Raw genomic sequence first — 25677 nt, forward strand, 5'->3', positions numbered from 1 at the left:
CTGACCCCAATGCACCATAGTTGATGGGAGGGCCATGTCGGATTCGCCTAATTTTTTGACATATGCCCAGACGGTGTTTGATCCGTTTGAGGAGCGGTCGTTCTGCGCGGTGGATAGCCTGGTCTTTGCGTGGTTGTCCTATTTGCGTTTGCCGGGTGATATGGCGGAGCTGACGAACTGGCAGGGCCTAGACGTACGCGAACTGCTGCGTGCCGAGTGCTACCGGGACATGATTGACGACTTGTGGGATCCAGAGGGGAGCAGGGCCTTGTTGGAGGCCGTGGCAGCAAACCCTCGTTACCGTGGCGTGCACGTTTGCGGCTATCGTGCCGTGAGCGATGTGGTAGCGACAGAGCAGTTTGCAGCCATGGCGTTCCGGTTTCCGACGGGGTTTAGTTATCTTTCCTTCCGGGGGACCGACAGTACGATTGTGGGCTGGAAAGAGGACTTCAACATGGCGTTCCGGTGTCCCGTGCCCTCCCAGGAATCTGCGGCACGCTATGTGGACGAGGCGGCGGATGCGATTGACGAGCCGCTTTTGTGCGGAGGTCATTCCAAGGGTGGAAACCTTGCGGTGTACGGTGCGGTGATGTGCTCCGATGTCGCCCGTGAGCGAATCGAACGGGTGTATTCCCATGATGGTCCTGGCTTCGTCGAGGAGTTCCTGAACGGCAACGCCTTTGCCGATCTTTCCGGCCGCATCGATAAGACGCTACCTCGGTCGTCGATCTTTGGCATGATGTTCGAGACACAGGAGGACTATGCCATCGTTGAGAGCACCGAGTTCAGCCTGCTGCAGCACAATCCCTTTAGCTGGGTGGTTGATGGTCGCGACTTCGTGTACTGTGAGCGCCTGTCCGCCGGTGCTCGATACGTTGATGGCTCCATTCGCGAGATGCTGCTTGCAGTGGGGCCTAGCGAGCGCGAGCGTTTTGTAGATGCGTTGTTCTCCGTGTTTGAGGCTACGGGTGCTGAGCGGTTTGCGGATATCGCTGGGAATCTGCGCGAGAGCCTGCCCGTGATGCTCCAGGCTGCGCAAGGTTTCGACAAGGATACACGACGCTTTGTCTCGCAGACCATCGTGGCAATCCTTAAATGCGCACTGCTGCCCAAACGACCCCAGTTCGACATGTCCGCTGCCGGTAAGAGTCTGGCAGAACAGCTCGAGGCTTGGCAGTCCGAGCTCCTGCGCTAACCATTGGTGCAAAGCAACCTGTCCCCGATGCACCAATCTTCGATGCGCTCGGGGAGGGCTCGACCGCTATACTGGTTCGTGCCGAAATCGATCTAGAACGGAATGCCGTATATGAAAATCAATCACGCGATTCTGCATATCCTGGACTTTGACTCTGCCGTCAACGTTATGAGCCAGCGCGAGCTCGATATCGAGAGTCGTACCGTGCGCAACTTCGTGACCACGCATCTGCGCCGCGCACGTACCTCGGCCGACAATAAACGCGCCACGTTTGCCGAGAACTCTGCGTTTGGCGGCGAGCTCAAGGGCTATTTCTTTGGCGAGCGCGAGTTCGTGGACCTGTCGCAGCAGATTGCGGAGTTTATCTCCTCCGAGCTCACCAAAGCCGAGAAAGCCGAGTCCACCGACGTGCTCGTGGCCGATTTTGACGACGATGAGGATGCCCGCTGGTTTGCCGTGATGCTGCTGGGCTCCAAGCAGGCTTTTATGCACGAAGTGGGCCGCGAGGAGGGGGAGGTGCGCAACGACATCGCGCGCCACTACGCCATTCTGCCGAACCCCTCGCAAAAGGTGCCGAGCTATGCCATCGTGCGCGCGAGCACCATGGAGATCGGCTACGTAGACAAGAAGCGCAAGATTGCCGGCGAAGACCGCATGCTCATTCCCGATGGCCTGCTGCAGTGCGACACGGGCGTATCTGGCAAGGAGGTCATCGACACCGTGACGCGTGTGGTCGAGGAAGTCGCCGAGGAGCACGGCGCCAACACGGCCGTGGCGCTCGCCAAGGTTAAGGCCGCTGTGGCCGAGAAGGTCGAGGATGACGAGGAGCTTCCGCCTTGGGATATCGTCGATGAGGTCTTTGAGGACGAACCGGTCATCAAGGAAAGTGTGCGCGCGGCACTGACCGAGGAGAAGGTTCCCGAGCGCGTTCCCGTGGAGCGCAAGCAGGTCGAGCGCGCGGCGGTGCGCAATCATAAGATTCGTACCGATACGGGTATCGAGATCAGCTTCCCGGCCGAGATGGGTTCGAACTCCGAGTACATCGAGTTTGTCAACGAGCCCAACGGCCTCATCTCCATCGAGCTCAAGAATATCGGCAGCATCGAGAATCGATAAGTTGCGTTACGCCTGCAGCGAGAAAGCGAAGGCCGAAGCCCTGGATGGGGTTTCGGCCTTTTTGCTTGGGGCTGAATTGCGTTGCAGGTTGAGCATACGTCAGCGAAAACGACCCAGAGCGAGCAAGATGACGTGAAAGAGGAGGGCATTGACCTTCTGGTCATGCCCGACGATTGAACGTCAGATTGCCGCTCTGGGGCGTTTGCAGCGTCGGCTAGTTACGCGGTTTGATAAAACCGTGTAACCCTACAGTTGACGTAAGCCCTCTTCCAGGCCGGTCTTGCTGTCGGTCTGGGCGTCGCGCATCTTGATGACGCGGGCGGGGACACCGGCCACGACGGCGCCGGCGGGGACGTCCTCCACGCATACGGCGCCAGCGGCAACGACAGCACCCTTACCCACGTGCACGCCCTCCAGGACCACAGCGTTGGCGCCGATCATGACATCGTCCTCGATGATGACGGGCGTGGCGCTGGCGGGCTCCACGACGCCTGCCAGCACGGTGCCGGCGCCGATGTGGCAGTTCTTACCCACGGTGGCGCGGCCGCCCAGGACGGCGCCCATATCAATCATAGAGCCCTCGCCGATAACGGAGCCGATATTGATGATGGCACCCATCATGATGACGGCGCGGTCGCCGATCTCGACGCGGTCGCGGATGATCGCGCCCGGCTCGATGCGGGCATTGATGCCCTTAAGGTCGAGCATGGGGACGGCGGAGTTGCGGCAGTCATTCTCTACGTCGTAGTAGTCGATGGAGTCGGCATTGGCATCGAGGATGACCTTGAGCTCATCCCAATCGCCAAAGACGGTCTTGCCACGACGGCCGCCGTAGACATGCGCGTCGCCCCAGGCAACCTTCATGCCCGGCTTTTCGCGCACGTACAGTTTGACGGGCGTTTTCTTGGGCGCGGTGGCGATGTAGTTGATAATTTCCTGTGCATCCATCTCGGCTGCGTTGCTCATTTGCTGTCTCTCCTTTGGGTGGATTGGGTTGATACTTGGTTAGGCAAACATGACCTGGTCGAACGTGTAGAAGCCGGGCTTGCGGGTGACGAGCTTTTGCGCGGCGGCCAGCGCACCGTTGACAAAGATCTGACGGCTCGTGGCGCGATGCGTGAGCGTGACCTCCTCGTCCTGGCCAAAGAAACTCACCTCGTGCACGCCGGCGACCGTGCCGCCGCGCAGCGAGTGCATGCCGATTTCCTTGGGATCGCGAGCGCCGCACATGCCTTCGCGACCGTAGACAGGATGATAGCCAGCCTCAGACTCGGCCTCGACCACGGCGTCGAGTAGCAGCTTGGCGGTGCCGCTGGGAGCGTCGACCTTTTGGTTGTGGTGCGTCTCGACAATCTCGCAGTCAAAGCCGGGCAGCTCGCGTGTGGCCTGTGCTACCAGATGACGCAGGGCTGCGATACCGATGGAGTAATTGCCGGAGTGCATGACGCGGACGTTCTGACCAAGCTCGCGCAGGCGGTCCATCTGATCGGGTGTGTAGCCCGTGGTGCCCGAGACCAACGCGGCGCCTGTACGCTCGACATAGGCGACGACGGCATCGAAGGTCACGACGTTCGAGAAGTCGATGATGACGTCGGCTGCCGGGGCGCTCTCGAGCTCGGACAGGTCAAAACCGATCTGGGCCACGATATCAAAAACGGGCTGCCCGGAGGCGTCGGCAATGCCTTCGGCGGTAGTGCGGATGAGCGAGCCCATGCGGCCCGTCCCCATAATGACGGTCTTAATCAAGCAGACCAGCTCCCTTCAGAGCATCGGTAAGTGCGGAACGCGTGTCGTCTGCCATGGGGCACAGCGGCATGCGGTAGTTGGCTTCGATCATACCCATCTGGGCGAGTGCTTCCTTGACGGGGATGGGGTTGACCTCGCTAAAGAGGGCGTTGATGAGCGGCTGGCCGGCAATCTGGATATCGCGGGCGCGCTCCACGTCACCGTCCAGATAGGCGCGGCACATGTCGTGCACGAGCTGCGGCTGAATGTCTGCCCACACGCTGATGGTGCCCGAGGCGCCCAGGCTCATGAGCGGTACGGTAAGTGCGTCCTCGCCTGAGTACATGCGGAAGTCGTCGGACAGCAGGTGAGCGATCTTGGCCGCGTAGGCGACGTTGCCCGAGGCTTCCTTAATACCCATGATGTTGGGGTGCGCGGCCAAGCGCTCTACGTTGCGCTCGCTGATGCCGCAGCCGCAGCGGCCGGGGATGTTGTACAGGATGCAGGGGATATCTACGGCATCGGCAACGGTCTTAAAGTGCTGGTAGATGCCCTCTTCGTTGGACTTGTTGTAGTAGGGGGTAATGAGCAGCAGGCCGTCGGCGCCCAGGCCCTGATAGGTGAGCGACTTGGTGAGCATGGTCTGCGTGGAGTTGGAGCCCGAGCCGGCGATGACGGGGACACGGCCTGCAACCTGCTTGACCACCGCGGCGACAACGGAGTTGTCCTCGTCGTCGGTCATCGTGGCGCTCTCGCCGGTGGTGCCCAGGGTGAGGATGGCGTCGGTACCGTTTTGCAGGTGGAAATCGATAAGGCGCTCGAGCGCATCGAAGTCGACACTGCCGTCTTTTTTAAACGGCGTCACAAGGGCGACGATTGAGCCCTCGAGATTGCGGATGTCCATGTTCTTCTCCTTCGCTCTCGCGATTTGGATGCGCTTGTTCCATTGGGCGGCGACCGCCAGGCGCTCGTCCTGGGCACGATGGCGGGCAGTATCGGCGCGCGACTTGGCCAGCAGCTCGCGGCCGCACGGCAGCACGTCGAGCGTGGCAAAGTAATCGCCCGGGCGCTCGGCACGGCGGATAAGGTCGACCGAGCCATCGGGGCGCAGCAGCACCTCGGCGGAGCGCAGGCGCCCGTTGTAGTTGTAGCCCATGGAGTAGCCATGGGCGCCGGTATCGTGGATCACGAGCAGGTCGCCCATGTCGATATGCGGCAACTCGCGATCAATGGCGAACTTGTCGTTGTTCTCGCACAGATTGCCCGTAATGTCGTACGTGTTTGTGACAGGCACCGCGGTCTTGTCGGAGCCACCCGGCTGGCCCATCACCGTAATGTGGTGGTAGGCGCCATACATGGCAGGGCGGATCAGATCGACGGCGCTTGCGTCGACACCGATATAGTCCTTGTAGATTTGCTTCTCGTGGATGGCCTTGGTGACCAGGCAGCCGTAGGGGCCCATCATAAAGCGGCCCATCTCGGTGCAGATTGCCACATCGCCCATGCCGGCGGGAACCAGAATCTCATCGTAGGCTGCATGCACTCCTTCGCCGATGGCATGGATATCGTTGGCCTGCTGCTCGGGCAGGTAGGGGATGCCGACGCCGCCGGACAGATTGATAAAGGCGACGTGTGCGCCGGTCTCGCGCTCCAGGCGCACGGCAAGCTCAAAGAGGATGCGCGCGAGCTTGGGGTAGTAGTCGTTGGTGACGGTGTTGCTGGCAAGGAATGCGTGGATGCCAAAGTTTTCGCCGCCCTTGGCCTTGAGCAGGCGGAAGGCCTCAAAGAGCTGCTCGGTGGTCATGCCGTACTTGGAGTCGCCGGGGTTATCCATGATGCCGTTGGAGAGCTGGAACAGTCCGCCCGGATTAAAGCGGCAGCTGACCGTCTTGGGGATGGGCCCCGCAACGTGCTCAAAGAACTCGATGTGGCTGATGTCGTCAAAGTTGACGATGGCGCCCAGTTTATCTGCAAGGGCAAAGTCCGCCGCCGGCGTGTCGTTGGACGAGAACATGATGTCGTGGCCGGTGATACCCAGCGAGCGGGCGATCATGAGCTCGGTATAGCTCGAACAATCGCAGCCGCAGCCGTATTCGTTGAGGATGGAGATGAGCGCCGGGTTGGGATTGGCTTTGACGGCAAAGTATTCCTTAAAGCCCGGGTTCCATGCGAAGGCGTCGCGCACCTCTTGCATGTTGCGGCGGATGCCCGCCTCGTCGTATAGATGAAACGGCGTGGGGAACTGCTCGACGATATGCTCGAGCGTCTCCTTGTCCACAAACGGCTGCTTGGCCGCATACGCTTCGCTGGGGATCAATGCCATGTCCCGTAAACCTCGCTATCCAGACGGCGCCATCTGCGCATCGAATCCGCATAGCGTGGACCCAATGTCCGGATAGCGCTCCCGCATTGCTGCAGACAGTCCTGCGGGTGTTTCCCGCAGGCCCACCAGGTTGTTCGTGCCCGAAAAACCCAGTTCGGCGGGTTTCACCTCCCCGCGGGGTCAAAGTCTGCCGACTCGCCCGCGGCTCATCGTGCCCGCGCCTCTATCAAGTGGTAACGACCCTACCACGTTGCACTTTACCAAACAAGAGTATTCGTATATAACGTTTAAAAAATGCAGGGATATGCTAGAAACAAGGGTGCGGCAATCTTGCGGCACAATAAGACGGTAACTGGCGCGCACCTATGAAAGGAACCTTTATGACCGAGCTCCAAGAACTCCGTCGCTATCGCCGCGATCTCCATCGCATTCCGGAGCTCGACTTCGATCTTCCGCAAACCATCGCCTATATCGAGGGCGTGCTCGCCCCGCTCGCCTGCGAGGTGACCCATCCGTGTCCCAGCTGCGTCTGCGCTTTCTTCGATGCCGGCACGGGCGCCGCGCATGCCACGGCGATTCGCGCCGACATGGACGCCCTGCCCATCGCGGAGGCAACGGGCGCGGCCTTTGCCTCGACGCATCCCGGTAAGATGCATGCGTGCGGTCACGACGGTCACATGGCCATGGCTCTCGCGGTGGCGACTTTTGTCGACCGAGCGATTCGTGAGCAGCCGGGCGCCATCAAGCGCAACGTGCTCTTTGTGTTTCAGCCGGCCGAGGAAACGACCGGTGGCGCCAAGACGGTGTGTGAGAGCGGCGTATTCGAGCGCTACGGGGCGGATCGCATCTTTGGCTTCCACGTATGGCCCGATTTGCCCGCCGGCACGTTGGCGAGCTGTTCCGGTCCGCTGCTAGCGCGTTCGAGCGAGACGCATGTGCACATTCACGGGATGAGCATCCATATCGCCAAGACCTATGGCGTACCGGTCGAGGAGTCGCACGATGCCGCATTGGCGGCAGCGAAGTTTTTGGTTGCTGAGCGCGAGCTGATGGACGAGTTGGGCGCCGACGAGCCCTGTATCGGTAAGTTTGGTCTGCTGCGGGCCGGTTCGGTTTGCAACGCGGTGGCGGGGGAGGCCCATGTGGCCGGAAGCCTGCGTGTGTTTACGGACGACATGTTCGACCGTGCACGCGAGGGTGTGTGCCGCGTGCTTGATGAGGCATGCGCTGCAACGGGCTGCACGTACGATCTCGACTTTGCCGAGGGCTATCCACCGGTCGATAACGACCCTGAGTTGTTTGCCCGAATCGCGCCCGCTCTGCCCGAATTGCAGCTCGTGGACGAGCCGCTGCTAATCGCCGAGGATTTCGCGTTCTATCAGCGGCATCTGCCGGGCGTGTTCTTCTTGCTGGGCACGGGCGTGCCAGAGGGGCAAGACAACCCGAGCGATTCGGATGGCTGTCCCGCCTATGCTACAAGCGCCCTGCATACCGATAGCATGCTCTTCGACGAGGAAATCCTACTCAAAGGCCTCGATGCCTACAAACGATTGCTTGGCTTGGAGTGACGATGGAGCGACGCCGACAGTCTGCCGTGTATAGTCCTGGTGGGTGTGGGTGCGGCTTGCTGCTGCTCCCGGTTATTGCTGTGAGCATTGGCGTGATGTTTGCGCTTGCTGGGCTGGCTGCGGCGGCACTCGTACTGTTTATCACTGCCATCGGCGTGACGATTTGGCTCTGCCGCAATCGCGAGCAACGCCGTGCCGACGGTAAAACCAATGTCGGCTGGGTCATCTTTCTAATCATTGCGTACCTGCTGAGTGTCAGCTACCTTGTTTTCTTTGTCCTGTTGATGATCAGTGCCTTTACCGGGGAATCCGTCACGGTGGGTTGATCACCACTGGCAGACGGTCGCGCAAAGTGCGTTTGCTCGGCGCTTGGACAACTGCATTGGCCGTTTACCGCAACCTTAGCTCTCAGCTAATGAATTCAAGTTCAATCCTTCCTACGATGTGCTGTGTGCCGGCACGGTAGCCGGATCGTAGGAAGGATGAATAATGGCAAAAGAGGGAAAGAAGCCGATCGGCAAGATTGTCCTAGGCATCATCGTGGTGCTGGTTATCGTCGGTGCCGTGGGCTCTATGGGCGGCAACTCAACCGATTCGTCTGCGAGCGATTCGGCAAAACCTGCCGAGATGACACAGCAGGCTGAGGAGCAAAAAGAACCGCAAGAACCGTATACCATTGCTGACGAGGCTGAAGACACTTCCAATCAGTTTACCTATAAGATCACGGGCACGCTGACCAATAACACGGACAAGGAAAAGAGCTACATTCAGATTGAGTATGTTCTGTATGATGCCGATGGCAACCAGGTTGGAACGGCTCTTGCAAACACCAATCATCTGAAGGCGGGCGGCTCCTGGAAGTTCGAGGCGCTGGGTACGGTGTCTCCCGACCAGGTTGCTAGCTGGGAGCGTTCGGACGTAAGCGGTTTCTAGCATGTTGCATGCACTGGGGGAGGTGAAGTCGTATGCCCGATAAAAAGCTGACCGAGGAGTTGCTCAACGAGCTTCTCGATGCGCCGAACATCGATGGCTATATCAGGGAGCACGACTTTGCCGCCCCGTCGCTTTCGGACTATCTGAAGCAGCTGCTGCAGGAAAAGGGCTTGGAGCGTTCGCGCGTGGTTCGTATGGCCGATCTCAATGAGACCTTTGGCTATCAGATCTTTACTGGTGCGCGTCACCCGAGTCGCAATAAGGTGCTGCAGATTGCCTTTGCGATGGCGCTGACGCTCAAAGAGACCAACCGTGCGCTGACGGCTGCCGGGGTAAGCGTCCTTAACTGCAAGGATCGCCGTGATGCGATTATCATCTTTTGCATCGATCGCGGGTGTAGCCTCCAAAAGGTCAACGAGGAGCTGTATCGCTTTGGCGAGGAGACGGTGAGTTAGCGGCTGATATCTGAGCCGGCGGAGCTGCCGAACAACGATGCAAACGAACGGGGCGCGGATGCCATGGGGTGTCTGCGCCCTGCGCTATGATGGAGGCTATGGATACTCAGACCCCAACATATCCCGATGACGAGCTGACCGCAGCGCTTGCCGAGCACCTGGCGTCGCTCGATCGCGACGACAGCTATCGCGTGGAGCGTGTACTTAAGCGCTCGTCCGTTGAAACAACTGAGCTCGTGTACTTTGAAGGAACCGGCGGTGGTTCGCTCGGCCCCTTTGTCCGTAAACGCATCGATGCTTCGGCTCAAATCGGCGGGGCATACGAGCGTCTGTTTGCCGCTCAACGGGCGGGCAGGCGTTTTGAGCACCTGCCCAGAATCGTCGATTGCCGTCGTGTGGGCGACGAGCTTAACGTGGTTATGGAATATATCGAAGGAGAGACGCTCGGGGTGCTGGTGGACCGTCTGGGAGCCACCCCCGATTATGCATGTGAATTGTATCCTGCCCTTTGCGACGCCGTGGGCGAGCTCCATGCCGGTTTTGCAATGGCGGGGGAGACGTCGGCGCCGGTGATCCATCGCGACCTCAAGCCATCGAATATCATCGTGACAGGTGCGAGCCGTACGCTCGATGAGGGCCTGACGTTTTCATCGCTGGTGATTATCGACTTGGGGATCGCGCGCGTATGGCGCGATGGCGCCGATGCCGACACCGTCAAGTTTGGCACGCGACCCTATGCGCCGCCCGAGCAGTATGGGTTTGGGCAGACGAGTGTGCGCAGCGACGTCTACGCACTTGGCGCCCTGTTGTTCTTCTGCTTGACGGGAATCGACCCTAAACCAGGGCTCGACATGCGCGAGCAATGCGAGGCGCGTGGCATTCCCACTCCACTTGCCGATGTCATCTGCATGTCGATGGCGCTCGACCCGGCTAAGCGTTTTGCGAGTGCGGAAGCGTTGGGACGGGCTACGCGCGCGGCATACGATCTGAGTCGCCCCGTGCGGCCTCCTGCGCCTGCGCCTGTCCGTACTCCGGCCTCGGAGACGGTGTTGACGCCCCAAGGGCTCCAGAACCCCGCAGGGCTTCCTAGGCCTGCCGCCTCCGCTGCATGCGGTCTGCTCTCTCGCGTTCCGGAGTCTCTGGGGCGCATTTGGAATACGCTTGTCTGCTTCTCGCTACTTGTGTTCTTTGCCGGAAGTCACTTTGCCGTCTTTCACCCCACGGGAGCAAACCAAAGCTACCCGACGTGGCTTCTCATAATCGAGTATTTTTTCTTTGTCGATGGCCTTATGGTGCTTATGCATTTTGCGCTGCTCGATAAGCGCCGTCTTCGTCGGCGATTCGCACTGCTTGACAGCTATCGCGGCAAGAAACTCGCGAAACTCTGGCTCAAGGCATTGGGTGTGCTGCTCCTATGTATGATCGTCATAGTCGCGGTTGCCAATGCGACCGGCGTCGTCGATACCTCCGCTACCTAAAAGAAAAAGGGCCCCATTGGGGCCCTTTGCAGTTGCACTTAGATGCGGTTCATCTGAGCGGCGACTTTGTTGTACCAGTCCTGCCACGTGGGCGGGCAGTACTTTTTGGCCGCTGCCGGGGTAAGGGTGGAGCCGTAGTTGGCGCCCAGATAGGCAACGTGAGCGGAGATGCCCTCGCTCCAGCTGCCAAAGCTGCGCCAACCGCCGCCACGGGCGCTCCAGCCCCAGGCGTTGTAAGAATTGGCGCAATAAGCACCCTTGGTGCTCTCGATACAGGCGATGGCGGGGGACCAACGGGGGTCGACACCAGTATTCCAAGCGGCGACGGCAAAGTTATAGCCCTGGCCTGCCATGGGGGAGCCGGCGAGATAATTGTCGATGCGGCTCGTCCACTCATTAATGAACGAATCGTAATCGGAGCTACCGGTATTGGCGTTGTTCACCGTGGTGTCGATGGTGGTGTTGGTGTTGGTGGCCTGGCTGCTGGAATTGCTGCCGCTTACGCCCTCGCCCGAGAGCTTCTCGGCGGCAGCGGCCTTATCGGCCTCAAGCTTGGCAAGCTCGGCGGCATTTTCCTGCTCGGCTTTTGCCTGTGCCTCGCTGCGGAGCTGCTGGGCCTGAGCCAACGCATCCTCGGCGTTTTTCTGCTCTGCCTCAAGCTGAGACTTGGCCTGCTGGAGCTCAGCCTTGTTCTGCTCGAGTTCGGTTTGCATGTTATTGAGCTGTTCGATCTCGTCGACGCTCGAGCTCGTGATCTGGTTGGTGTATTTGCAGGTCGTGATGAACTCACCCAGGCTCTGCGCGTTGACCAGGAAGCTCACGATGGGGTTGGTGCCCTTCTGATACTTGTACAGATCGCGCATGGCGGAGCTTGCCTTGGCCTGCTGCTCGGGAAGCTTAGCCTCGATTTCCTCGATGCTTGCCTCATTGGAGTCAATCTGCTTTTGCAGGTCATCGAGTTTGGTGCGGGCGTCGTTGTAGGCGCTCGTGGCGGCTTCGATCTTCTGCTGGGCTGCGGAAAGCTGGTCCTGCGTTGCCTGCGAGGCGGCATACGCCGCAACGGGGGAGAGCATCGGCGTGGCCGTCAGCGCAACGGCGAGCGCGGCGCTCGTGATGATACGAGCCGGCTTCGACGCAATGAGCGCTGCGGCGCGATGATTCGAATGCTGCATCCAGTCCCTCTGCAATCAATCGTAGGTTATGGTTCGAACGGTATTCTACTACTGCTTTCGACCTCAACTTGAACCTTAAAGGTTCCAAAGGGTCAAGTTGAACTTGAGGCTTTGGCTTTGACCTGCAGTTATGATGAATTGTTGAGAAACCATAGAGTTCAACTTTAACGTTACAGAGCCCTGTTTGAGAGGTGTTTTGGGCTGTAAAAGCTATCTCAACGTGGGGTTTTACAACTACAGCGTGCCCTCCTGACGAGCCCGCTCAATCTCTTCGAGGGCCTCGGCAGGGGTGAACGAGCAGGTGCCGTCGCCGAGCTTGACCATCTGGATGTCGTCGCCGATATGGACCTCTCCGCCCTTTAACACCACGCCAAAAACGCCCTCGTGGGGAAAGATGCAGTCGCCGGCGAGATAGTAGATGGCACAGCGTGTGTGGCAGACCTTGCCGATTTGGCTGATTTCGACAAGCACCTCGCTGCCAAGCTTGAGCTGCGTGCCCATGGGGAGCGAGAGTAGATTGATGCCTTGCGTGGTGAAGTTCTCCCCAAAGTCACCCTTGCGCACATCGAGTCCGCGGGCCTGCGCCGTCTGGATGGACTCTGCGGCCAAAAAGGAAACCTGACGGTGCCAATGCCCGGCGTGTGCGTCGGAGGCGAGGCCAAATTGTTCTATAACGGTGTCGTGTCCATCCGCGACGGGCGACTTGCGTGTGCCCTTGTGCGCCGACGTGTTGATTGAGACGATGCGGGCGGGCCTGTCGTAGGCATCGTTTGCCGTGCGTAGGGGAACGGCCGTTTGTGCGCGTTCCGCCAGCTCGCGCTTCGTGGCATTGAGGATAGGATTATCGGTCGGATGGTCTTGGGGCACGTGCGCGCCTTTCGTTCGAGGATGTCAATACGCTGAATCCTACAACAATGGTAGGTTCATTGCCCATTGTCATACAACGGTGAGCGCCGTCTTCGTGCTGGACGATTGCATCGATTGCCATAGATACGGTGGAGCTTTGGGCGCCGGCGGCTTGGCACGCTAGAATAAATCAGTTGCGCAAAGACCGCCCGTTGTGTGGGCAGTTCATGATAGGAAGTTTCCATGGCATTGCAGTTTACAGAGCGCGAGTTCATTCCCGTGCTGCTCGGTGGCGACATCAACGCCTATTCGGTGGCGCGCGCCTTCTATGAGGAGTACCAGGTCAAGAGTCTGGTCTTTGGCAAGTATCAGACGGGTCCCGCGTACCGCAGCCAGATTATCGACTACACGCCCAACGTGGATATCGATACCATGCCCGTGATGCTCAGGACCGTCAACGGCATTGCCCAAGCGCATGCCGATAAGACGATTGTCCTTGTGGGCTGTGGCGATAACTATGTTGCCCTCGTGGCTCAGGCCAAGGATGCCCATGAGTTGGCGGATAACATCGTCGCGCCTTACGCTCCCTATAGCATGCTTGAGCAGTGTCAGAAGAAGGAGATCTTCTACGAGCTGTGCGAGAAGCATGGCGTGCCCTATCCGCATACCTTTACCTTCACCATGGCGATGCTGAACGCCCAAGGCGAGGCGCCTGCCGAAGTGCTCGACCAGATCGATTTTCCCTACCCGATGATTCTGAAGCCTTCTGACGGCATCATGTGGTGGCAGCACGAGTTCGAGGGCCAGAAAAAGGCCTATGAGATTGCCGACCGTGCCGAGCTGGAACAGGTCATTCGCGACTCGTATGCCAGCGGCTACACCGACGACCTGATCTTGCAGGATCGCGTGCCCGGCAATGACGAGTACATGCGCGTGCTCACCAGTTATTCCGACCGCAACGGCAAGGTGCGCATGATGTGCCTGGGTCACGTGCTGCTCGAGGAGCATCAGCCTCACGGTGTCGGCAACCACGCCTGTATCATCACCGAGCCCAATGACGAGCTCATGGGCGGCGTGCGCAAGTTGCTCGAGGACCTTCACTTTGTGGGCTATTCCAACTTTGACGTTAAGTACGACGAGCGCGACGGCTCGTTTAAGTTCTTCGATTTCAACACGCGCCAAGGTCGCAGCAACTACTACGTCACTAACAGCGGCTTTAACGTTGCCAAGTATGTGGTGGACGAGTATGTGTTCAACCGCCCGTTTGAGCCGGAGTTTGTGACGGCGCAGGACGAGGCGCTGTGGATGGTCGTCCCCATGGGCGTCGTCGACAAGTACGTTAAGGATCCCGAGCTGCGCGCTAAGGTGCATCGCCTGGACAAGGAAGGCAAGGGCGCCGACCCTTCGTTTATGAAGGGCGACTTTGTCTTTAACCGCTGGCTGCGCATGTGGCACACCAAGCTGCGCCACTTTAAGCTGTTCAAGACGTATTACAAGTAGATGAGTGCGGCGCCCGTCCGGTTTACATCGGGCGGGCGCGGGTATGATACGCGCAATTGCGCAAGCGTCACCAAGGAGGCGGCGATGGAAAAGCTGGGAGTTATCGGCGGCATGGGCGCCGAGGCCACGTCGTATTACTACGACCAGGTAGTGCGTCATACGGCTGCTGCCTGCGATCAGGATCATATCGACATGGTGGTGCTCTCCAAGTCGACCATGCCCGACCGCACGCTGGCCATTAAGACCGGCGAGCACGCCAAGCTGCTGGCGACCATGAAAGAGTGTGCCCAGGCACTCGAGTCGCTGGGCTGTGCGCACATTGCCATTCCCTGCAACACGTCACACTACTTCTACGACCAGATCCAGTCGTTTACGAAGGTGCCGATTATCCACATGCCGCGTGAGTCGGTGCGCTATGCCCTTGCGGGTGCGGTGATGGGGGAGTGCGAGTTCGACCCCAACCTGAGTATGCCGGCCGAGCCGGTGCGCAAGATTGGCATCATGGGCACCGACGGAACCGTGGGCGCGGGCGTCTACGGCCGCGAATGCGAGGCTGCGGGTGTTGAGGTCGTCTATCCCAGCGAGAAACGTCAGAACGATGTGATGTCGCTTATCTACGATGATGTGAAAGCCGGACGTGAGCCCGATATGGATAAGTTCGACCGCGTGATGTGGGAGTTCGCCCGTAGCGGCTGCGACCGTGTCATTCTGGCCTGCACCGAGCTATCGGTGCTGCAGAAGTATCGAGAGATGCCCGAGATCACCCTCGATGCTATGGATGTCCTGGTGCGCGAATCCATCATCCGCAGCGGCGTCCCCTACCGCCTCTAGCTTCCGACCCGTCAAAAAGGGACAGGTTAATTTTGGTAGGTTTTATCTGGTGAAACAATAAAGGCCTCGGCTCGTTTGGTGCGAGCCGAGGCCTTTTGCGTTGGGCGGTTGCTGTCGGTGGCGAACTAGAACAGGAAGCCGATGGCGATGAGGGCGATGCTGACGATGAGTACGGCGATGTCCAGGCCCTTGATGGGGTAGCGCTTGTACGAGCTGGCGCGCGTGCGCAGATAGAAGCCGCGCTGTTCTGCCGCCAAGGCCGTGGCATCGGTCTTGCCCACGCTCGAGATGAGCAGCGGCACACACAGTGGCAGCATGAGCTTAAGCTTCTTGATAGGGTTCTTGGTGTCGTACTCGACGCCGCGCGCGGTCTGCGCTTCCATGATGGCGTTCATCTCCTGACCAAACACCGGCACAAAGCGCAGCGCCGTGGTAAAGGTGAAGGCATAGCGATACGGTACGTGCAGCACCTCGACGCAGGCGTTGGCAAGGTCGTTGAGCTTGGTCACCATGAGCATGAGGATGAGCGGTAACGCCACACCCAGCAGGCGCAGACAGGCCTTCGATCCTGTGATGAGGCCCGTGTCGGTGATAAAGCCCCACACAACGTTGCCATCGCGCATAAAGGCCAGCTGGAGCACCAGCATGATAAGCGCGAGCGGAATCAGCAACTTGAGCAGCGAGAACAGACGGTCGACGACACCGGCATAGGCACCCAGCGCAAGGGTGAGTGCCAAAAAGCCCAGCAGCGCCACGTAGGTGTCGGACAAGAAGATGCCGACGATGATGGCGGCGGCGAGGCCCAGTTTGACGACGGGGTTCAGGCGATGCAGCAGCGTATCGCCCGGCATGTAGTCGATGACGTTAACCACGGCGGACCATCTCCTTGGTAATGCGAACGACATCGGTGACCTCGCTCACCTGCGCAAAAGCGGGCGAGACGGAAGATGCCAGACGGCGCGAGAGTTCAATAACCTGGGGAGGCTCCACGTAGGCACGCCGCATGAGATCGATATTCGAGAATAGCTCGTGCGTGCGGCCGCGGTCGAGGATGCGACCTTCGGCCATTACTACGATACGCTCAGCAAAGTCGGAAACAACTTCCATATCGTGGCAGACCATGATAACGGCGCAGCCGCGCTCGGCCATGGTGCGCACCGTTTCCATGACGGTCATGCACTCGCGGTAATCAAGGCCGCTCGTGGGCTCGTCGAGCACGACGATCTTGGGCTCAACCACTACGACGGAGGCAAGCGCCACCATTTGTCGCTGGCCGCGCGAAAGTGAGAAAGGTGCCTCATCGGCAGGCAGGCCAAAGCGGTCGATAACGAGTTGAGCACGACGCAGAGCCTCGGCACGGTCGATGCCGGCAAGCTCCAGGCCAAAAGCGACCTCGTCGAGTACGGTATCCTTGCAGATCTGGCGGTCGGGGTTTTGGAAGAGCGTTGCGACTTCGCGGGCGATGCGGCTCGTGGGAACGGCCGCGGTATCCAGTCCCGTGACGCGCACGCTGCCCGAGGCGGGCTTGAGCAGGCCTGTGAGCAGCTTGGTGAGCGTGGTCTTGCCGGCACCGTTTTGGCCGACGATGCCCACGAGCTCGCCGGGATAGAGCGTCAGGTTGAGGTCGTGTACGGCGGCGCCGCCATTGGGATAGGCAAACTCAACATGGTCGAAGGTGAGTACGGGTTCGGCGTCCTTGGCATGAGGGCGCAACGACGGTGCGTGCGGTGAGCCGGCGGGCGCCCGGGCTTCGCTGGCCGCGTGTGCGGGGTCGACGATGCCCGAAATCAGGCGCTCGGCCTCATCGACATCCAAGCAAGGGGTACCGCTTACCAGGCCATCGGCCTCGAGGCTATTGAAGATACGCGTGACGCGAGGGCAGTCGACGCCGATGGCACGGAGCTCGTCGGTATGCGCGAAGACCTCGTGTGGTTCGCCCTGCAGCGCGATTTCGCCATGGTTGAGCACGAGCACGCGGTTGCAGTACTCCGAGAGCAGGGCGACCTTTTGCTCAACGACGACGATGGTGATTCCAAGTGTGCGGTTTGCCTCACGCAGCGTCTCGAAGACCAACGTGGAGCTGGCGGGGTCGAGTGCCGCGGTGGGCTCGTCGAGAACCAAGACGCGCGGACGCATGGCTAGGATGGCGGCGATGGCTACCTTTTGCTTCTGTCCGCCCGAGAGGGTGGCGATCTCGCGGTCGCGCAGGTCGCTGATGCCGACGGTCTCGAGCGTTTCGCTCACGCGCTGCTCGATCTGGTCGTGGGGAACGCCAAAGTTCTCGAGGCCAAAGAGCATCTCGTCCTCGACGACCGAGGCGACCATCTGCGTGTCGATATCCTGCAGCACGCTGCCGACGAATTGCGACACGTCGGTGAGCGAGGCTTCGCAGGTGTCGTGGCCGTCAACCATGACGGACCCAAAGAACGTGCCGGTGTAGTGGTGGGGCACGGCACCCGACAGGCAGGCGGCAAGCGTGGACTTGCCGGCGCCCGAAGGCCCGATGATGCCGATGAAATCTCCCTTGTTCACGCTGAGCGAGATGTGGCTGAGCGCCTGCTCGGTCTGCGTGCCATAGGAGAACGAGACATCGTCGACGTTGATGATCGTTTCCATGGATACCTTTCATAGTCATCGGGGACGTTCTTTAATGACTAGTCGTTTAAGAACGTCCCCAAGAGCTAGTTGTTTGGGACAGTCTTTACCGATGGGGCACTGTGGGTTAGTTGAGCTTCAGGGCCTTCTGGATGGGTAGGTAGAGGGCGCCGACCAGAATGGCGTTAAAGACGGCGGTCATGGCGACGACGGGCAACATGGCGGCGGCGAGCTCGCCGACCACGCCGAGCATGGCCATCTTGATGACCATGAAGATGGCGCCGGAGACAAAGGTGGTCAGGAAGGTTGCGACAATGGCGATGGCGGGCTTGACCTGACCGTCCTTGCCGGCGGCGTTGACGATGCCGGCCATGAGCATGGCGGCGATGCCCTCGGCGGCAAAATCGACGAACGGCGAAGTGGTGGTGATCTGGATCACGGCAGCCGAGATGAGGCCAATGACGAGCGCCTGGCCGATGTTGGGGCGAACGACCAGGATGGTGAGGCAGAAGGCCGAGATGATGAACTCGGGGCTGATCATGCCGCCCGAGATGCCCGAGATTGCCTTGCCGACGGTGAAGTTGAGGATGAAGCCGGCGGCGAGCAGGATGGCGAGCAGGACGAGGGCGCGGACATCGAGTTTGCCACGGTCGGCGGTCTGGACGGTGCGGGGCTGGGTGGCGGTGGTGTTCTGAGACATGGTGAAAATCCTTTCGGAAGGGGATTGCAAGAGAAAAGCGGAGGCGCGTGATGCGAATGCGATCGGGCTCGAGATAGAAAAAGGCCCCCGGTCGAAACCGGAGGCCTTCCAATCACCTAGAGCGCAAAAACAGGCGTGAGGGACTCACTGTCGACCGATCGTATTCGCATCACGCCACCACCAGTTGTTGAGAGACTTCATCGTGTTCTTCATGTTGGTGGCTCCTTTCGTGATGCCGTGGCGCGGTCGCACCTAGTTGCTGTTGCGCTGCACTATAGCACAGCGAAGTGTGTGCGGGGAAATCTTTTTTAAAAAGATTTCAGGTGGGTTTCCCGTCGGTCAAAAAGGCGGGTTAAGCGGGCGAGGCCGCCATTGCTGCCTTGCCCGCTCAGCTAAGACGTTACTCCTTATTGCGACGGTAGAGGAAGTAACCGCCCGCGGAGATGACGGCAACGCCAGCGATGGCGAATGCAGCCACCACGCGGCCATCAAAACGATCACCGGTGGTGGGCAGGCCGCCCTTGGTGTTCGTCTTGTTGGTGGTTACCGTGGTCGTGGTGTCCGACTTGCCAGGCTTCTCGGGCTTGGTGGTGGGCTGCTCGGGCTTAGCGGGCTGCTCGGGGGTACCGGGCTGCTCAGGAGTACCAGGCTGCTCGGGGGTGCCAGGCTGATCCGGGGTTACCGGGTCGGTGACAAGAGCGTCCTTGGCGTAGGTGATGGACACCTTGAGGCCGTTGGTCTCGGTGTTCAGGTCGCTCGGGGTGAAGGGCTGGTCGAAGTTTTCGGCCTTCTGATAGGCGCGCATCTCCTGGAGCAGGGCCTTGCACTTGACGTAGGTGTTCTCGGTAGCAGCCTTGCCGGCCTTGTTGGCCAGGGCAGTGCGGCCCTCGGGGGTCGTCTCGGCCAGCATGGCGGCGTCAACTTCCTTGTTCTGCTCGATGAGCTCGTTCTGGAGCGCATCGAGGTAGGCACGGACACTGATACCAAGGGTGTCAGGGTTCTCAAAGCAGAGCGAGCTGATGTCCATGAGGACGTAGTTGATTGAGTTCTCGGGCTCCTCGTTGTACACGACGTCCGTCTCTTTGCAGTGGTCGAAGGAGACGGTCTGGTCGCTGAAATACGGGCTAACCTCGGTGAGCAGTGCGGAGTAGAAGGGGATGGCGACGGAGTACGCGGCGCGGGAGAGCATTTCCCACTGGATTGTTGCAACCTGGGGATCAAGACCGTTGCGAACCTGGAAGACGTGAATCTCGGTGTTGCGCTCGGTGCCGATGGCATAGGCACCGTCAGTGTTGGCGTTAAGGCCCGGGGTATTCTCGCCACGGTTACCGAGAGAGCGAATCATCTCAAAGGTAGTCCAGTCTGTCTTTCCGGGCTGGAAGAACAGCGGCTGCATCTCGTGGACCAAGGCGCCGGTCGTGGCGCGAGCCTCTTCGCGCTCGTCCTTGACGATCTCGTAGTCGGTGCCCTCCTGGAGCTCGTTGCCAAAGTAGTTACGGCCCTGGACGTAGCGGGTCCACTGGTGCATACCGGAATTCTGAATGGTCTCGCCATAGGTTGCGGCGACGTCGAACTTGCCGTCGGTGTACTCGGCAAAGCCCTTCTCCTTAGGCATGGACTCGATGCCCTCGGAGTGCAGGCAGTTCTCGGGGTCGTTGAGGTCGACATCGTAGTTGAGGTTGCCGATGTTGGGGTTGATCGAGGCGACGTCGTCGGCGAGCTTCATGCCGATCCACTGGTGACCGGAAAGCGCGGCAAACAGCCAGGTCTCGTTGTTGTCGGCGATGATGATCTGGTCGTTGGAGCAGACGCCCTGCTCGTCAATCAGGCTGCCGAGGAGCTCGACGCCCTCGCGGGCCGTGGCGCTCTCGCCCAGGATGACGCTGGCGTAGTTGTACTCGCCGATGCCGGTGTTAGTCAGGGGGTCTGCTGTCTCGGCATCTGCATTCATACTGGTGCTTAGCGTGGCGGAGCAGGATACGCCCTTCTCGTTGATGCCTGCTTCAGAGTAGGCATCCCAGCGGTTGTCCCACTGGGAGGGATGGTCGCGTACATAGGTGTAGCGATACGTGGTCTTGGTCGAGGTGTACATGAACGAAGACTCGTCCGAGCTGTACGTATGCCCCGGGCCGTGAGAGGGCTCAATGCCAAAGTGCTTAAGATAGCGCGGGCCATAGTCCTCGGAACGGCCGTAGTACGTGTTGCCGTCGGCCGTAAGGTTTTTGCCCATGTAGACCTGCGTGCAAGCGAGTGCAGAGGTCGGCATGGACATGATGGTTGCAGCTCCAAATGCAAGGCCTATACCAAGCTTCTTGAGCGCGTTGACGGGATGAGTTTTACTCATGTTCCCTCCCAGCGTGCGAAAGCCCTCTGTCTCCAGAGGGCTTCAGCCAATAAATACTCTCCCCAAGCGTAACGAATTCGAAACAATATACATTTATGAAAGATTTTTACTCGATAAGCGTAGTGAAAAATGCGATGAACGGTTAAATGTACTCATTTACTAGGTAATTCAATCTGCATATCGCCAGCAAATGATGTAGCTAAGTAAAGTGTCGCAAAAAATGATGGACCCCTCGCCGCCACGTTGTGTCATGCCGATGAGGGGTCCGGGTTTGCGCGTGCTGTGAAAGAGCGGTGGCTACTTCTTCCGGCGGTGGATCACGTTGATCGCATAGCCGACGAGCATGGCCAAAACGATGATGATAAAGCCGAGCAGGGGATTGTCGTTCATAGGGTCCTCCTATTTTCTGAGCGGGGAGAATTCGTCGACGATGAGGTCGAGGCATTGTGGAAGCGCGCGGGCTCCAAAGACGCCCGAATTGCTGGAGATAATTTCGCCATCGAACTGCATGCCCAGCGACGGGGTGCAGGTGATCTTGGCTTCCTTGGTCTGGATGATCTTGAACTGCGGGCGCCCGAGTACCTTGCCGGCGGGGTCAAGCGCAGCGGTGATCACGGTAGGCAGCAGCTGCACAGTGCGCACGGGTTCGATGACCGCAATGTCGACCATGCCATCGTTCATACGGCAGTCGGGGAACAGGTTGATGTCGTTTTGGATGACCGAGGTGTTGCCGGCCATGCAGCAGATGCCGTCGAGCTCCTCGACAATGCCGTCATGCTCAATCGTAAAGTGCGCCACCGTGGGATTGGGCGTGGCGAGCGCGGAGAGGAAGTAAGCGATCTCGCCGATGTCGTTTTTGGTGGGGGCGGCCTTCATCATGATCTCGGCGTCGAAGCCCGAGCCGGCGATGATGATAAAGCCGTGGCGCTTCTCGTTGCCGTTCTCGTCGAGCCAAAAGAGCTCACCCATGTCGACTTTGACCGTGCGACCGGCACGGCAGGCCTTGGCGAGCGCCGCTGCCTCGGGGGCATTACCGATGTTGTTAAAGAATAGACAGGCTGTGCCGGAGGGGAAGACGAGCGTGGGGACACCGCACCCGCGCATCTGGTCGAGCACGTTGGAGACGGTGCCGTCGCCGCCCGAAACGACCACGCGATCAAACTCGCGCACGTCTGCCACGGCATCCTCGGGCTCCATGCCATCGCCGATAAAACGCATCACGACCTCGTCGCCGCCCTGCGCGAGGGCGTGCGTGAATGCGTAGATTTCATCTGAGCTGGGGCCCGATGCCGGGTTGTGGATGATAAGGCAGCGCATACTTACGTTCCCGTTCTGTGACTAACCGAGTATAGTTGTAAGGCAATGCCGATATCCTACCCGTGTTTTTCGGGCCTAACCTTATTCGATGGGTTGATATGTACATTTCCACACATCAGGCTCTACTCGCCTTTTGCCAGCGCGCCCGTGAGTTCGACGCGATTGCCGTCGATACCGAGTTTTTGCGCGAGCGCACATTCCACCCGCGTCTGTGTTTGGTTCAGATTGCCACCCCTGCCGAGAGCGTCGCGGTCGATCCCCTGGTAATCGACGACCTATCGCCGCTGGCCGAGCTTATGGCCGACGAGAGCGTGACCAAGGTCTTCCACGCGTGCTCGCAGGATATGGAGGTCATGCTCCATACCGTGGGCGTGCTGCCACGACCGATTTTCGATACGCAGGTCGCCGCCGCCTTTTTGGGCGAGCGCCAGCAGATTTCGTATGGCGCGCTTGTTCAGACGTTCTGCGGCGTATCGCTGCCCAAGACCGAGTCGCTGACCGACTGGTCGCGCCGCCCGCTGACCGATAAGCAGATTGAGTATGCGATCGATGACGTCAAGTACCTGATCGTCGCCTATACCGAGATGATGAGCCGCCTGCGCGAGCTGGGCCGTGTGGACTGGGTGCTCGACGAGCTGCGCCCGCTGGCTGACGAGTCGCACTATCGCGCCGATCGCCACGAGGCGTTCCGCAAGGTCAAACGCATCAATTCGTGCAGCCGTCACCAGTTGGGCATCGCGCGCGAGCTCGCCGCCTGGCGCGAGGACCGCGCCGAGCGCCGTAACATCCCGCGCAAGTGGGTCATGTCCGACGACACGCTGCTTGCGCTCGTTAAGCGCAATCCCGTGCGCGTTGAGGAGTTCCGTAGCATCCGCGGTACCGATCAGTTGGGGGAGCGCGACGTGGACGGTGCGCTCATGGCCATCAAGCGCGGCGCGAGCTGCCCGCACGATCGCCTGCCGCTCATGGTGCGCGGGCACCGTCAGATTTCGCCGGAGTTGGAGAGCGTGACGGACCTGATGTACGCGCTCATCCGCCTGGTTGCCGAGCGCTCGGGCGTGGCGACTTCGGTCATTGCCTCGCGCGATGACCTGGCCGACTATATTGAGCATCCCGAGCAGAGCCCCTTGCGCGAAGGCTGGCGCTTTGAGCTTGTGGGCTCGCGCCTGGACGATCTGCTTTCCGGCAATATGGGGTTGACGGTGAAGGACGGAAAAATCGAATTGCTGTAAGGAAGCCTAGCCGCTTGAGTGGGTAGAATGCCTCCAACGTGTAACTCGATTCGGAGGAATTCGCATGCCTTATTACTATGGATACGGCTTTGGCATCGACCCGCTGTACCTGCTGGTTGTTCTTGTCTGCACGGTGCTTGGCCTTGCCGCACAGAACTATATCAACTCGACGTACAAAACCTGGTCCAAGGTTCGCTCGGACGGTGACACGGGCGCCACGGTCGCGCGCCGCATGCTTGACGCCAACGGTTGCAATGCCGTGGGTATCAAGGGTGTCGCTGGCGAGCTCACCGACCATTACAACCCGCAGGACAACAACCTGTACCTCTCTGATGCCAACCGTTCGGGCGGATCGGTCGCAAGCGTTGCCGTGGCCTGCCATGAGGCGGGCCATGCCGCCCAGCGTCAAAGCGGCTACGCCATGATGAAGGTGCGCACCGCCCTGGTCCCGGTCATCAACTTTACCCAGAACACCTGGACCATCGTGTTGCTCTTGGGCCTGTTTATGAACATTGCCGGGCTCACAACCCTCGCGTTGATCTTCTTCTCGTTTAGCGTGCTGTTCCAGTTGGTTACGCTGCCGGTCGAGATTGACGCCAGCCGACGTGCTGTGGCGTACATCGAGCAGTCGGGTATGAGTTCCAAGCAGGTCAACGGCGCCAAGAAGGTGCTGACGGCAGCCGCACTTACCTATGTTGCTGCAGCTCTCACCTCGATTATTCAGCTGCTCTATCTTATGGCTCGCTACAACAGAAACTCCAACCGATAACAAATTGGGTCGCTGGGCGCCGCGGGGATTCGTGTCCCCGCGGCGCTGTACTATGTGTTGGACTTGAATTTGCGCAGGGCCGAAGCCCTTGTGCACGATGACGAAAGGAGGCTGCGTGGCAGGCTGGAATCTAACCGGCAATGCCGTTTCCGCCGAGTTTGACGGTTCGGATGAGCAGGAGCGCAAGGAGCTCAGCGTGAGCCAGGCGGTGGAGATCGCCGCTGGTGCGCTCGATGCCATTCCGCAGCTGAGTGTCCTGGGCGAGGTCACGGGTTTCCGTGGTCCCAACGCCCGAAGCGGCCACTGCTACTTCCAGATTAAAGACGACTCGGCCGCCGTCGACTGCATCATCTGGAAGGGCGCCTATCTCAAGCGTACCTTCGATCTGCGCGACGGTATGCAGGTGAGCTTTAAGGGCAGCTTCAATCTCTATAAGGCCACGGGCCGCATGAGCTTCGTCGCCCGCTCGTTCTCGCTGGCGGGGGAGGGCTTGCTGCGTCAGCAGGTGGCTCAGTTGGCCGAAAAGCTGCGTCGCGAGGGCCTGATGGACGAAGCACGCAAGCGCCGCATTCCGGTGTTTTGCTCGCGTGTGGCGGTCGTCACCTCGCTTTCGGGTGCCGTAATCGACGACGTTAAGCGCACATTGCGCCGTCGCAACCCGCTCGTCGAGCTTGTCTGCGTGGGCGCAAAGGTCCAGGGCGAGGGTGCGCCGACAGAGCTTATTGAAGGCTTGCGCCGCGCCGCTGCCATTACGCCGGCGCCCGATTGCATTTTGCTCGTGCGTGGCGGCGGTTCCTTCGAGGACCTCATGACCTTTAACGACGAGGAGCTTGCCCGTGCGGTGGCAGCCTGTCCCGTGCCTGTGGTGACGGGCATTGGCCATGAGCCCGATACCTCGATCTGCGACATGGTGAGCGACCGTCGCGCCTCCACGCCTACGGCGGCGGCCGAATCGGTGGCGCCGGCTATGACGGAGTTGGCCGATGTGCTCGAGGCGCGCTATCAGCGTCTGGGTGCCGCGATGGCATCGATGATTGGGTCGGCCCAGGTCGACCTGGAGATGCTCGATCAGCGCGGTCGCCGTGCCTGGGATACCTATACGGCTCGCTTGGGCGATGCGCTCGATGCGGCTGCGTGCCGCCCGTGCCTCAACGACCCAACGTTTATGGTTGAGCGTCGCGAGTCTGAGCTTGCCCTGACGGCCGATCGTTTGTCCGGCGCCATAACGCGTTCGGTTGGGGCATTCCGCTCCAACTTTGAGCGTCTGCCCGAGCGCTTGATCGCAAGCACCTCAGGACTCGATGGTAAGCGCCATGCGCTCACGCTCGCAAGCTCCCGCCTGGAGCATCAGGGGCGCACGATGCTCAACAAGCCAGCGTCCGACCTGGGCCGTGCAGCGGCTTCGCTCGATGCCCTGTCGCCGCTCAAGGTGCTTGCCCGCGGCTATTCCATCGCGTACAGCGTTGACGGCGTGGCTACAAGTGCCAAGACCTTTAAGCCGGGCGACGCCATTCGCGTGCGCATGGCAGACGGCAACGTGGCAGCAACGGTCAATACGGTCGAATAGACCGCGTTTTA

General features: G+C 59.9%; 22 protein-coding genes and 1 riboswitch. Of the genes, 12 read left to right on the top strand and 10 right to left on the bottom strand.

Annotation, left to right across the window (positions count from 1 at the left end; translation table 11 throughout):
• Positions 1–34: 34 nt before the first annotated feature.
• Together PMX70_RS03390 and PMX70_RS03395 are read left to right on the top strand one after the other, a co-directional pair.
• Complete coding sequence (locus PMX70_RS03390; protein WP_271742889.1) at positions 35–1195, top strand: Mbeg1-like protein; 1161 nt, start codon at positions 35–37, stop codon at positions 1193–1195.
• 111 nt (positions 1196–1306) lie between these two features.
• A complete protein-coding gene (locus tag PMX70_RS03395) occupies positions 1307–2311 on the top strand; it encodes a nucleoid-associated protein (RefSeq protein ID WP_022094136.1) in 1005 nt (334 codons plus the stop codon).
• Positions 2312–2557: 246 nt separating this feature from the next.
• On the opposite strand, the gene dapD is transcribed toward PMX70_RS03395, so the two are convergent.
• The 3 genes from dapD to dapA are packed head-to-tail and all read right to left on the bottom strand — an operon-like array spanning position 2558 to position 6359.
• Positions 2558–3277 (bottom strand): 2,3,4,5-tetrahydropyridine-2,6-dicarboxylate N-acetyltransferase, encoded by a 720-nt coding sequence (gene dapD, locus PMX70_RS03400; RefSeq protein ID WP_271742890.1) that lies wholly within the window; start codon positions 3275–3277, stop codon positions 2558–2560.
• Positions 3278–3316: 39 nt separating this feature from the next.
• Entirely contained in the window at positions 3317–4057 is a 741-nt protein-coding gene (gene dapB / locus PMX70_RS03405) for a 4-hydroxy-tetrahydrodipicolinate reductase (protein WP_271742891.1), read from the bottom strand.
• Positions 4050–6359, bottom strand: coding sequence for a 4-hydroxy-tetrahydrodipicolinate synthase (gene dapA / locus PMX70_RS03410; RefSeq protein WP_271742892.1), 2310 nt, complete (start codon positions 6357–6359; stop codon positions 4050–4052). The genes dapB and dapA overlap by 8 nt, the downstream gene beginning before the upstream one ends.
• Before the next feature lie 65 nt (positions 6360–6424).
• Positions 6425–6593: riboswitch (Lysine riboswitch) on the bottom strand.
• Positions 6594–6739: 146 nt separating this feature from the next.
• Here dapA and PMX70_RS03415 point away from each other — a divergent pair.
• From PMX70_RS03415 to PMX70_RS03435, 5 genes are all read left to right on the top strand, one after another.
• Entirely contained in the window at positions 6740–7927 is a 1188-nt protein-coding gene (locus PMX70_RS03415; RefSeq protein ID WP_271742893.1) for an amidohydrolase, read from the top strand.
• Between the two features lie 56 nt (positions 7928–7983).
• On the top strand, positions 7984–8253 hold the full coding sequence (locus PMX70_RS03420) for a hypothetical protein (protein WP_271742894.1): 270 nt from the start codon (positions 7984–7986) through the stop codon (positions 8251–8253).
• Positions 8254–8416: 163 nt separating this feature from the next.
• Complete coding sequence (locus PMX70_RS03425; RefSeq protein WP_117635412.1) at positions 8417–8860, top strand: FxLYD domain-containing protein; 444 nt, start codon at positions 8417–8419, stop codon at positions 8858–8860.
• A gap of 32 nt (positions 8861–8892) precedes the next feature.
• Positions 8893–9315 carry an XRE family transcriptional regulator gene (locus PMX70_RS03430; protein WP_117635411.1) on the top strand — a complete coding sequence of 141 codons (423 nt, stop codon included), beginning with the start codon at positions 8893–8895 and terminating at the stop codon, positions 9313–9315.
• 98 nt (positions 9316–9413) lie between these two features.
• Entirely contained in the window at positions 9414–10793 is a 1380-nt protein-coding gene (locus PMX70_RS03435; protein ID WP_271742895.1) for a serine/threonine protein kinase, read from the top strand.
• Positions 10794–10831: 38 nt separating this feature from the next.
• Here PMX70_RS03435 and PMX70_RS03440 read toward each other — a convergent pair whose 3' ends face one another.
• On the bottom strand, positions 10832–11965 hold the full coding sequence (locus PMX70_RS03440; RefSeq protein WP_099431497.1) for a coiled-coil domain-containing protein: 1134 nt from the start codon (positions 11963–11965) through the stop codon (positions 10832–10834).
• Between the two features lie 234 nt (positions 11966–12199).
• Positions 12200–12832 (bottom strand): MOSC domain-containing protein, encoded by a 633-nt coding sequence (locus PMX70_RS03445; protein ID WP_271742896.1) that lies wholly within the window; start codon positions 12830–12832, stop codon positions 12200–12202.
• 222 nt (positions 12833–13054) lie between these two features.
• On the opposite strand from PMX70_RS03445, the gene PMX70_RS03450 reads away from it, so the two are divergent.
• A complete protein-coding gene (locus tag PMX70_RS03450; RefSeq protein WP_099431498.1) occupies positions 13055–14311 on the top strand; it encodes a carboxylate--amine ligase in 1257 nt (418 codons plus the stop codon).
• Between the two features lie 84 nt (positions 14312–14395).
• Positions 14396–15142 carry an aspartate/glutamate racemase family protein gene (locus tag PMX70_RS03455; RefSeq protein ID WP_233544270.1) on the top strand — a complete coding sequence of 249 codons (747 nt, stop codon included), beginning with the start codon at positions 14396–14398 and terminating at the stop codon, positions 15140–15142.
• A 125-nt stretch (positions 15143–15267) separates the two neighbouring features.
• On the opposite strand, the gene PMX70_RS03460 is transcribed toward PMX70_RS03455, so the two are convergent.
• The 5 genes from PMX70_RS03460 to PMX70_RS03480 all read right to left on the bottom strand — a co-directional run bounded on the left by PMX70_RS03460 (position 15268) and on the right by PMX70_RS03480 (position 22098).
• Positions 15268–16014 carry an energy-coupling factor transporter transmembrane component T family protein gene (locus PMX70_RS03460; RefSeq protein ID WP_022094111.1) on the bottom strand — a complete coding sequence of 249 codons (747 nt, stop codon included), beginning with the start codon at positions 16012–16014 and terminating at the stop codon, positions 15268–15270.
• Positions 16007–17758 (bottom strand): ABC transporter ATP-binding protein, encoded by a 1752-nt coding sequence (locus PMX70_RS03465; RefSeq protein ID WP_271742897.1) that lies wholly within the window; start codon positions 17756–17758, stop codon positions 16007–16009. The genes PMX70_RS03460 and PMX70_RS03465 overlap by 8 nt, the downstream gene beginning before the upstream one ends.
• 106 nt (positions 17759–17864) lie before the next feature.
• Positions 17865–18437: a hypothetical protein gene (locus PMX70_RS03470; protein ID WP_271742898.1), complete on the bottom strand. Its 573-nt coding sequence runs from the start codon at positions 18435–18437 to the stop codon at positions 17865–17867.
• Positions 18438–18837: 400 nt separating this feature from the next.
• Positions 18838–20781, bottom strand: coding sequence for a C69 family dipeptidase (locus PMX70_RS03475; protein WP_271742899.1), 1944 nt, complete (start codon positions 20779–20781; stop codon positions 18838–18840).
• 399 nt (positions 20782–21180) lie between these two features.
• Positions 21181–22098 carry a diacylglycerol/lipid kinase family protein gene (locus PMX70_RS03480; protein WP_271742900.1) on the bottom strand — a complete coding sequence of 306 codons (918 nt, stop codon included), beginning with the start codon at positions 22096–22098 and terminating at the stop codon, positions 21181–21183.
• A gap of 98 nt (positions 22099–22196) precedes the next feature.
• Here PMX70_RS03480 and rnd point away from each other — a divergent pair, with 98 nt between their 5' ends.
• The 3 genes from rnd to xseA all read left to right on the top strand — a co-directional run bounded on the left by rnd (position 22197) and on the right by xseA (position 25666).
• Positions 22197–23330: a ribonuclease D gene (rnd, locus tag PMX70_RS03485; protein WP_271742901.1), complete on the top strand. Its 1134-nt coding sequence runs from the start codon at positions 22197–22199 to the stop codon at positions 23328–23330.
• 64 nt (positions 23331–23394) lie between these two features.
• Complete coding sequence (locus PMX70_RS03490) at positions 23395–24099, top strand: zinc metallopeptidase (protein WP_271742902.1); 705 nt, start codon at positions 23395–23397, stop codon at positions 24097–24099.
• 115 nt (positions 24100–24214) lie between these two features.
• Complete coding sequence (gene xseA, locus PMX70_RS03495; protein ID WP_334203830.1) at positions 24215–25666, top strand: exodeoxyribonuclease VII large subunit; 1452 nt, start codon at positions 24215–24217, stop codon at positions 25664–25666.
• Positions 25667–25677: the final 11 nt, after the last annotated feature.

The sequence above is a fragment of the Collinsella aerofaciens genome, from assembly GCF_028206795.1.
GTDB classification, from domain to species: domain Bacteria; phylum Actinomycetota; class Coriobacteriia; order Coriobacteriales; family Coriobacteriaceae; genus Collinsella; species Collinsella aerofaciens_AX.